The 9,261-nt window shown below is 37.0% G+C and carries 8 protein-coding genes; 2 read left to right on the forward strand and 6 right to left on the reverse strand.

Annotated features, from left to right (window positions below; translation table 11 throughout):
* A complete protein-coding gene (locus NK356_RS20250; protein ID WP_034695366.1) occupies positions 1–1,401 on the forward strand; it encodes a TolC family protein in 1,401 nt (466 codons plus the stop codon).
* A 52-nt stretch (positions 1,402–1,453) separates the two neighbouring features.
* Here NK356_RS20250 and NK356_RS20255 read toward each other — a convergent pair whose 3' ends face one another.
* The 6 genes from NK356_RS20255 to NK356_RS20280 form a co-directional block, all read right to left on the reverse strand.
* Complete coding sequence (locus tag NK356_RS20255; RefSeq protein ID WP_253317887.1) at positions 1,454–1,942, reverse strand: DUF6691 family protein; 489 nt, start codon at positions 1,940–1,942, stop codon at positions 1,454–1,456.
* A gap of 27 nt (positions 1,943–1,969) precedes the next feature.
* Positions 1,970–2,533 (reverse strand): YeeE/YedE family protein, encoded by a 564-nt coding sequence (locus NK356_RS20260; protein WP_034695364.1) that lies wholly within the window; start codon positions 2,531–2,533, stop codon positions 1,970–1,972.
* 12 nt (positions 2,534–2,545) lie between these two features.
* Positions 2,546–3,967, reverse strand: a complete 1,422-nt coding sequence (locus NK356_RS20265; RefSeq protein ID WP_253317888.1) for a rhodanese-like domain-containing protein — start codon at positions 3,965–3,967, stop codon at positions 2,546–2,548.
* Positions 3,968–4,049: 82 nt separating this feature from the next.
* The gene (locus NK356_RS20270) at positions 4,050–4,844 is read right to left on the reverse strand and encodes a sulfite exporter TauE/SafE family protein (RefSeq protein ID WP_034695360.1); all 795 of its coding nucleotides are present in this window, start codon (positions 4,842–4,844) and stop codon (positions 4,050–4,052) included.
* 264 nt (positions 4,845–5,108) lie between these two features.
* On the reverse strand, positions 5,109–5,750 hold the full coding sequence (locus NK356_RS20275) for a Crp/Fnr family transcriptional regulator (protein ID WP_034695357.1): 642 nt from the start codon (positions 5,748–5,750) through the stop codon (positions 5,109–5,111).
* Positions 5,751–5,758: 8 nt separating this feature from the next.
* On the reverse strand, positions 5,759–8,023 hold the full coding sequence (locus tag NK356_RS20280) for a family 20 glycosylhydrolase (RefSeq protein ID WP_253317889.1): 2,265 nt from the start codon (positions 8,021–8,023) through the stop codon (positions 5,759–5,761).
* Between the two features lie 235 nt (positions 8,024–8,258).
* On the opposite strand from NK356_RS20280, the gene NK356_RS20285 reads away from it, so the two are divergent.
* Complete coding sequence (locus NK356_RS20285) at positions 8,259–9,074, forward strand: DUF4197 domain-containing protein (RefSeq protein WP_253317890.1); 816 nt, start codon at positions 8,259–8,261, stop codon at positions 9,072–9,074.
* The last annotated feature ends 187 nt before the right edge of the window (positions 9,075–9,261 follow it).

A 9,261-nucleotide genomic window follows, 5' to 3' on the forward strand; every position in this document is an offset into this window, starting at 1 on the left:
ATGTATAAAAAGTTAGTTTTATTGAGCGTGCTCGCTGTAAGCTTAAGCTCATGCATCGGTTATAAAGAAGCTACGAAGGAAAATATAAATGAGCTGAAAGAAAAAAGTGAAATTGCTTCTCATATACAAATTCCGGATGACTGGATTTTTGACAGAAAAGCAAATTCAAAATCAATTTCCTATGACTGGATCAATGATCTTAAGACCTCTCAACTGGAAGCCCTTATTAATGAAGGAATGTCATATAATGCGGATCTGATTATTGCCAGAGAAAAGCTTAACCAGATTGAGCTGGCAATGGAAATTGCAGGAAGCGACCTTTATCCAACCGTAAGTGCTGTTGCCAATACTTCCAATAATTTGGTGAGTGGCAGCCAGATTCAGCGTCTTGCATTAAAAGCCAATTGGGAAATTGATCTTTGGGGTAAAAATAAATCTTCACAGATGGCAAGTACCAGCAGCTATTTTTCTGCAAAACATCAGAATACACTACTGCATCAATCTATTGCCGGGATGATTGCCAAAGCCTATTTTCTGAATATTGCAGGAAACATTCAGGAAGATAAAGTTGAAAGTTATATTCAGAAGTCTAAAGATCTTGAAAAGCTCTATATCATTCAAAAGAAAGTAGGAACGGCCAATGCTCTGGATATTTCCAATATCTCTGCAGAAATTATTTCCCTGCAGGGCTATCTTGAGAAGATTAAAAATGCCAATACACAGTCCAGAAGATCTCTGGAGCTTCTTACCGGGAAATACCCGGCGGGAAAACTGATGACCCAAAACTCTTTTACCCCCATAAAAAGTAGTATTCCTGAATCTTTCCCTCTTGAACTTCTGGAGGACAGATCAGACATACAGGCCAGTCATTTTCAGATTGAAAAAGCTTTTTATGAAGTACAGGAGGCTAAAGCAGCAAGACTTCCTTCACTGAGTATAAGTTCTTCTCTTGGGAGTGCCGGAAGTAATGTAGAATCTATTAATTCTTTATTTTCCAATCCTTTAATAAAAGTGGGCGGAGGATTAGTTTCTCCTCTATTCAATGGTGGAAAGCTTAAAAAGAATGTGGAAGTAAAAAATTCCCAACAGAAACAGGTTGTTGAAGAATATTCTAAAGCTGTTCTGAATGCATTGAACGAAGTGGAATCTTCTTTAGCGAATCTCCGTTCCATTGAAAAGCAGATGATTTATACGACTAACGCTGTCAATGAGCTGAAAAATAATATTACACTCACTGAGAAACAAATAAAGGTAGGTACCAACAACAGTTTTGTACTGATCCGTAAACAAAGAGACCTTTTGAAAAATGAAATGAACCTCATCAATCTGGAACTTCAGTACAGAATAGAGCGCATAAATCTTTATATGGCTTTAGGTGCGGAGAACTTCATTTATTCATAATTTTATACTTGGAGAGACTGCAGATTTTTTCTGCAGTCTTTTTTATAAAGTATTAATGAGGTAGCTTATCTCTGAAATATCCATATACCCATGTTCCGGCAATGGCACTCAACAAGGTGACGGATACAGCTAAAGCTCCTGTTCCAATCTGAGCAAAAAGAGGTCCGGGGCAGGCTCCCGTAATCGCCCATCCAAAACCAAATATCAATCCGCCATAGATCTGACCTTTGTTAAACTTTTTAGGTGTCAGGGTGATAGGTTCTCCATCAATTGTTTTTATCTTAATTTTTTTAATCAGCCACACTGAAATCATTCCTACCAAAACAGCGCTTCCAATGATTCCGTACATATGGAAAGACTGCAGACGGAACATTTCCTGTATTCGGAACCAGCTGATCACTTCTGCTTTCACAAAAATAATTCCGAAAATAATCCCTGCAATGAGGTATTTCAGATTGTGATACCATTTATGTGTAAAGGTACTTTCGTTCACACAAAAAGCATTCTGATGATGTATATTCTGTTCTTTTTCTTTTATCATGATCTAAACTTTTCTTTTCAATTATATTTATAGGGAAAGAATGATAGGCAGAATCATATTCGCCATTAAAAAACCACCAATCATAAAACAGACTGTTGCCACCAAAGAAGGCCACTGTAAGTTAGAAAGTCCCATGATTGCATGTCCGCTGGTGCATCCTCCTGCGTATCTTGTTCCGAAACCAACCAAAAATCCACCCACTACCATCATAATAAATCCTCTCAGGGTCAACAGGCTTTCGAAATTCATCAGCTCTAAAGGAACCAGATTGCTGTAGTCTGTAATTCCATATCCTGCCAATTCTGCTTTCAGATCAGGATTCACTGTTATGTCATTGGGGTTCACCAGAAGATGGGCAGCAATCATCCCTCCAAAGAAGATTCCCAGTACAAAAAATAGATTCCAGGCTTCTTTTTTCCAGTTGTATTTGAAAAAATTAACATTGGCAGGAATACAGGCTGCACAGATATGTCTTAATGAGGAACTGATTCCAAAGGATTTATTTCCCATAATCAATAAAGCAGGAACGGTAAGCCCGATCAATGGTCCGGCAACATACCACGGCCAGGGTTCTTTTATAATCTCCAACATCTTTTTTATTTTTTAATCTAATGTATTTAAAATTTTAGTCTGACACACAAAATCACTTTTAGGAATCTCTGTAGAGCTAATGGCTTTAAAACCTCCTTCAATTTCTGAAAAGTTTCTGTATCCTCTTGCCTGAAGAATGCTTGCTGCCATTGTACTTCTGTAACCGCTACCACAATGCATGTAGAAATGTTCAGTTGGTTCTATCTTATGAATCCATTCGTTGATATAGGCCAAAGGTTTGCTGTAAGCTTCATGAATATGTTCTGCGTTGTATTCACTTTCTTTTCTTATATCAATAATTTTTGCTTCTTTTTCTTTGATTTCGGATTCAAACTGTTCAGCCGAAATACGGTTGACAACATCGATTTCTTTTCCGCTCTTTTTCCAGGTTTCGAAACCTCCATCCAAAAATCCTAAGATGTGATCAAATCCTACTCTACTCAATCGGGTTACAGCTTCTTCTTCTGTTCCTTTTTCGGTTACCAGCAGAATAGGTTGGCTGACATCTGCAATTAATGCGCCTACCCAAGGAGCAAAATCACCATCTAATCCTATATTGATAGACTGTGGGATAAAACCTATGGCAAATTCATGATTGTTTCTTACATCTAAAATCAAAGCTCCTGAAACTTCAGCAATTTCTTCAAACTGTTCAGAGGCAAGAGCATGCAACCCTTTTGAAAGAACCTCATCAAAACTGCTGTACCCTTTTTTATTCATCATCACATTCATCCCGAAGTAAGCTGGCGGAGGCAAAAGCCCATCTGTTACTTCTTGTATAAAACTCTGTTTATCCTTTTGATTCAAGGCATAATTGGTTCTTTTTTGATTTCCCAATGTATCTACTGTTTCTTTCTGCATATTTTTACCGCAGGCTGAACCGGCTCCATGAGCGGGATAAACCGTAATATCATCTTGTAAAGGCAGAATTTTATGATACAAACTATCATATAAAAGGCCTGCCAGTTCTTCCTGAGTCATATTTGCTCCTTTCTGTGCCAGATCAGGGCGGCCCACATCCCCAAGGAATAAGGTGTCACCGCTAAAAAGAGCCTTTTCATTACCATTTTCGTCAATCAATACATAACATGCACTTTCAAGAGTGTGTCCTGGTGTATGAAGAACTTTAATTTTAATATCTCCCAGTTCAAATATCTGTTCATCTTCTGCAATAACGGCTTCAAACTCGGGATTGGCTGTCGGTCCATAAATAATTGGAGCTCCGGTTTTATGGCTTAAATCCAGATGTCCGCTGACAAAATCTGCATGAAAATGGGTTTCAAAGATGTATTTCAATTCTACTCCATCTTCTTTCAGTCTGTTGATATAAGGCTGTGTTTCTCTTAAAGGATCAATAATTGCGGCTTCTCCCGCTGAGGTAATATAGTAAGCGCCCTGTGCAAGACATCCTGTGTAAATCTGTTCTATTTTCATTGTATTTTATTTTGATTTATTATCTGATACAAATTTCCATCTTTCCTTTTTCCTGTACAGCTACTTTTGTTACATAAGAAAATTAAAGGAATATTTCTCTCATGATGATATAAATACCCATTACCAGAATAAACCATCCGAATGCAGGTTTCAGTTTCTTACCGTCTATCTTTTTTGATAATTGTGATCCGATTATAATCCCGGCAACAGCAATAGCTGTGATAGAAACCAGCAGTTTCCAATCTATTGCCACATGGTTTACAGTGGAAGCAAAACCGATCAGAGAATTGATAGAAATGATAGCTAATGACGTTCCTATCGCTATCTTCATTGGAATTTTTAACAGGTTAACCAATGCCGGAATGATCATAAAACCGCCTCCTGCTCCTACCAATCCAGTTAAAACACCTACTATTGAGCCCTGCCCTGCTGCCAGCAAAGTATGATTCTTATTTGCCGTGTTTTCTGAAAGTTCTTCTGAAGAATTGTTTTTTATCATTTTATAAGAAGCCAGAATCATTAAACCTGCAAAAATCAGTAGTAAAAAAATATTTTTGGTAACCGTAAAGTTCTGTATCTGGAATACGTTTTCAGGAATTAAAGGAAGAAGATATATTCTGGTCAGAAAGATGGAAATGACCGAAGGAAGTCCGAATACGAATGCCATTTTAAAATTAACCAATCCTTTTTTAAAATAAGACACAGAGCCTACGAGACTGCTAATTCCTACTACAAAGAGAGAATATTCCGTTGCCAGAAAAGCATCGATTCCAAAGAGATAAACAAGTACGGGAACAGTGAGAATACTTCCTCCACCTCCTATTAAACCGAGAGAAACTCCTATTAAAACTGCGGCTGCATATCCTATAATTTCCATTTTTATTCAACTAATTCTAATGCAAAAATGGGAATGTGGGAAGAAAGCTACAGCTACTTTTGTTACATAAGGAGATTTTTTAACACGAATGAACACTAATGGTTTCACAAAGGACACAAAGAAGTTAGAGTAATTCCTCTTCTTTGAGATTGCTTTACCTTCGGTTCGCAATGATTTTGACCACCCCGTCAAAAATTCTTTGAATTTTTGCCACCCCTCCAAAGGAGGGGAATATGAGTACCTTTGATTAAATGGAAGGAGAACTTACGAGTTCAGGGGTTTTAGAAGGATAATTTTGTTTCTGCCCAGTTTAAGCCTTCCGTCTTCTTCAAGTTGTTTCAGGAGTCTTGATACCACTACCCTTGCAGTTCCCAATTCATTAGCAAGTTGTTCATGGGTCGTGTGAATGGTTTCAGAGCCGGTGAGTTCAGATTTTTTCTGCAATAGATTGAGAAGTCTTTCGTCTACTTTTTTGAAAGCAATGGCATTGATTATATCTAATAGTTCTTCAAACCTTTTATGGTACAGTCTGAAGATATAATCCAGCCATTCCGGATGTTCTTTAATGAATAAAGATACCTTATCTACAGGAAGAAAAAGAATTTCAGCATCTTCTTCAATTTCGGCTCTGACAATGCTTTTTTCATTGTGCATTCCGCCCAGAAAAGACATGATACAGCTTTCTCCGGCTTTGATGTAGTACAGTAAAATTTCACGCCCATCTTCTTCCGTTCTGATCACTTTCAGCATTCCTTTCATCACGATAGGAATAGAACGAATGGAAGCATTTTCATCTAATATAATATCACCTTCATGGTATTTTTTTGTTGTACCATACTGATACAGCTTTTCTACCAATTCTGGTGATGATGAAAATTCGGAAGAAAGTACGGTGTCGTCCTGCATTTTTTATTCTAATTTACGCCAATTTCATCAACAAACAACCATGCTTTGGAATCTGCTCCCGGATTTCCGGCCGGAATAATACCAGCATTTTCAATAGTTACTTTCAGGTATTTAGCATTCTGCGCCCCAACATTCAGTTTGATTTTTCCAGTGGCATTTTTAATTTCTGCTGTCCCGATTTCTTTGATCAGTTTAAAATTTGTGTTATCATCAGAAACATAAATCTTTGCAGATTTAGCCAGATGAATCCAGCTTCCTTTATTTTCGAGGGTATTGAAATACACTTCTGTAAAGGCTGTTTTTTGTCCAAAATCTATTGTTGCCACAACATCTTTTCCCTGGAAGCCCAGCCATGTTTTACCTAATTGTTTTACATTTCCGATAATACCGTCTACTAAAGTGAAAGCTCCTCCAAAAGAATAGTTTTCGCTAGGTTGCTGTTCTAAAGTTATCTTTTTTCCGGTAGTCTTTGAAATGGTAAATTGCTGTGTAGACACGGCACTTTTCAACTGTCCCTCTTCAAAATAAGCTGATTTAATGGTTAAAGAATTAGGAATCTCAACTGCCGTCTGATACGTTTTAGAATTGATGGAAGGGTTTGTTCCGTCAAGCGTATATCGGATACCGTTTGAATTCTGTGATGTTGACAGTTCATAAGCAATTCCGTTATTGGAAGGAATTACTTTTCCGGTGATGTTATAAATGCTTTTGGCATAGTTAACCTTCATACCATCCAGAACTTTAAACTGATTGATCACTCTGTTTTCAAATTCTTTATAGTTTTTAGGATCTGATGTACCCCATCCTACTTCAGAAAGAGCCATTAATCTTGGGAAAATCATGTACTGTACCTGCTTAAAATCTAAAATATATTCTGTCCACAGATTAGCCTGAACTCCCATGATGTACTTGGCCTGCTCTGCATTCAGTTCGGAAGGAATAGGATCATAAGAGTATACTTTTTCTAACGGTGTAAATCCTCCAAAAGCATTAGGTTCAGACTGTGGATCTCCCTGATAATGGTCAAAATAACAGTATGCTCCTGGTGTCATTACGGCAAAGTGCTTTGATTTTGCAGCTTCAATACCTCCATTCACGCCCGTCCAACTCATTACAGCGGCATTCGGAGCTAGCCCACCTTCTAAAATTTCATCCCATCCGATAATTTTCCGGCCTTTGCTGTTGACATATTTTTCAATCCGATGAATAAAGTAGCTTTGTAAGCCATGTTCATCTTTTAAATTATTTTTCTTAATCAGTTCCTGGCAGTGTGCACATTCCTTCCATCTTGTTTTCGGGCACTCATCACCGCCAATATGAATGTATTGGGAAGGGAATAATTTGATTACCTCATCCAAAACGTTTTCCAGAAAGGTAAAGGTTTCATCTTTCGGGCAGAAAACATCATCAAAAACGCCCCATTTTGTAGCAGGTTCAAAAGGTCCTTTGGTACATGCCAGTTCAGGATATGCAGACAGTGCAGCCAAAGCATGCCCAGGCATTTCAATTTCAGGGACCACAGTAATGTGTCTGTCCTGAGCATATTTTACAACTTCCTTTATTTGTTCCTGTGTATAGAAATAAGGGCCGTAAGGTTTTCCGTCAAACGTATTGTCAACATAAGCTCCGATCATTGATTCTTTCCGTTTTGATCCGATCTGAGTAAGTTTAGGATATTTTTTAATTTCAATTCTCCAACCCTGATCATCGGTTAAATGCCAATGGAAAGTGTTCAGTTTATACATCGCCAGATAATCGATATACTGCTTCACCTCATCAACAGTGAAAAAATGACGGCATACATCCAAATGCATTCCTCTCCATGCAAATTTCGGCTGATCTTCGATTTTCATTGCCGGAATTTTCTTTCCAACTTTATACTGTTCAATAATCTGAATCAAAGTTTGAAGAGCCAGAAAATACCCTTGTTTCGTATAGGACTTAATATGAATTTGATTTGGAGAAATTTCTATTGAATAATATTCTTTTTTCTGCTGAGTCTCTGTTTCCGAAGGTGAAGGAATTACAGAGTTTGTTAAATGAATTCCATCACCTTTCTGAGCATATTGAAATTCTAACTGAGAACCAATCCTTTTTTTGAAATATTCTGTTTCCTCTTTTGGCAGGTTACCGCTTAGTACGAACGTTTTGGGGATTACAAATTCCCCCTGTAAAAGTTGAACTTTTTGAGGATAAGGGATTAGGTTTAATTTATTTTGAGCAAAAATCACGTTTGAAATCAATACAAAAAGTACTAAAAAAGTCCGTATCATTGGATGTGGTTAAGGTTTGAGCTAAGATAATTATTTTTCAAAACTCTTTGAACCTTTTTTAAAAGCAAAATGTAAACATTTTAAATCGTTTATATGCTTATGAAATAAATAGTTTACAATTATTAAACCATATCTATAGAAATTATTCTATTATATCCTGTGCCTTATGGTTTGTTTTTTGATCAACTTAGTCGACTTAAAAAAATTAAAAGGTTTAAATTTGTAAAAAAATAGGATGAAAAAAAACATTTTCCTGGCAGTCGGATTATTATTCTCAATGTCAACTCAGGCACAGATCTTTGATATTATAAAATCTGCTGTTAAAGATAAAACAGGCGTAGATCTTAATGCTCCGGTAAAAAATAATGGTACCGCAACTTCTACTAAAACTACCACTAAAGCTTCCGGTTCCAACAATTCATCTGCCAACCTTGGAAACCTTACTTCTACTCAGATTTCTTCAGGGTTAAAGGAAGCTTTAAGTATGGGCGTAACGGATGGAGTAAAAAAACTGGCAGTAACGGATGGTTTTTTCAAAAATGAAGCCGTAAAAATTTTAATGCCTGAAAAATTAAGAAAAATCGACACTACTTTGCGTTCTATTGGGATGGGAAGCCTTGCTGACGAAGGAGTAAAATTACTGAACAGAGCGGCTGAAGATGCCGTAACAGAAGCAGCTCCTATTTTTACAAATGCTATTACTTCTATGACAATTACAGATGCAAAAAATATCTTGCTAGGGAGTAATAATGCTGCAACAAGCTACCTGCAGGGAAAAACTCAGACTCAACTTTTCAATGCTTTTCAACCTAAAGTAAAAGCTTCTTTAGGAAAAGTTGGCGCTGATACGCTTTGGAAAAATCTGATTTCAAAATATAATACGTTTACCGGGCAGGCTGTTACTACAGATCTTAACGAATATGTTACTACAGAAACCATTAATGGAGTTTTTAAAATGGTAGCAGATAAAGAAAGTGGGATCAGAAATACACCTGCTATGAGAACAACGAGTATTTTGCAGAAGGTTTTTGGGGCTCAGGATGGGAAATAAATGAGAAGTTAGTTAACATGCTAACTTTTAGATATAAAAGCTGTTTCGTGATGAAGCAGCTTTTTTGTTGGGTTTTAATTTCTTTTGTCTTGAAACAAAAGAAACAAAAGTTCAAGACCTGGAGCTCTTCGCTAAAAATAAGTCCTGTTCTCTAAAAATTCTAAACTTGCGCGAAATCATTATTTCT

The sequence above is a fragment of the Chryseobacterium sp. S0630 genome (assembly GCF_024158915.1).
Lineage (GTDB): Bacteria > Bacteroidota > Bacteroidia > Flavobacteriales > Weeksellaceae > Chryseobacterium.

Bases quoted from the DNA above. Each gene is read 5' to 3' on its own strand.
- NK356_RS20250 (WP_034695366.1), top strand. From the start codon at position 1: ATGTATAAAAAGTTAGTTTTATTGAGCGTGCTCGCTGTAAGCTTAAGC.
- NK356_RS20255 (WP_253317887.1), bottom strand. From the start codon at position 1,942: ATGATAAAAGAAAAAGAACAGAATATACATCATCAGAATGCTTTTTGT.
- NK356_RS20260 (WP_034695364.1), bottom strand. From the start codon at position 2,533: ATGTTGGAGATTATAAAAGAACCCTGGCCGTGGTATGTTGCCGGACCA.
- NK356_RS20265 (WP_253317888.1), bottom strand. From the start codon at position 3,967: ATGAAAATAGAACAGATTTACACAGGATGTCTTGCACAGGGCGCTTAC.
- NK356_RS20270 (WP_034695360.1), bottom strand. From the start codon at position 4,844: ATGGAAATTATAGGATATGCAGCCGCAGTTTTAATAGGAGTTTCTCTC.
- NK356_RS20275 (WP_034695357.1), bottom strand. From the start codon at position 5,750: ATGCAGGACGACACCGTACTTTCTTCCGAATTTTCATCATCACCAGAA.
- NK356_RS20280 (WP_253317889.1), bottom strand. From the start codon at position 8,023: ATGATACGGACTTTTTTAGTACTTTTTGTATTGATTTCAAACGTGATT.
- NK356_RS20285 (WP_253317890.1), top strand. From the start codon at position 8,259: ATGAAAAAAAACATTTTCCTGGCAGTCGGATTATTATTCTCAATGTCA.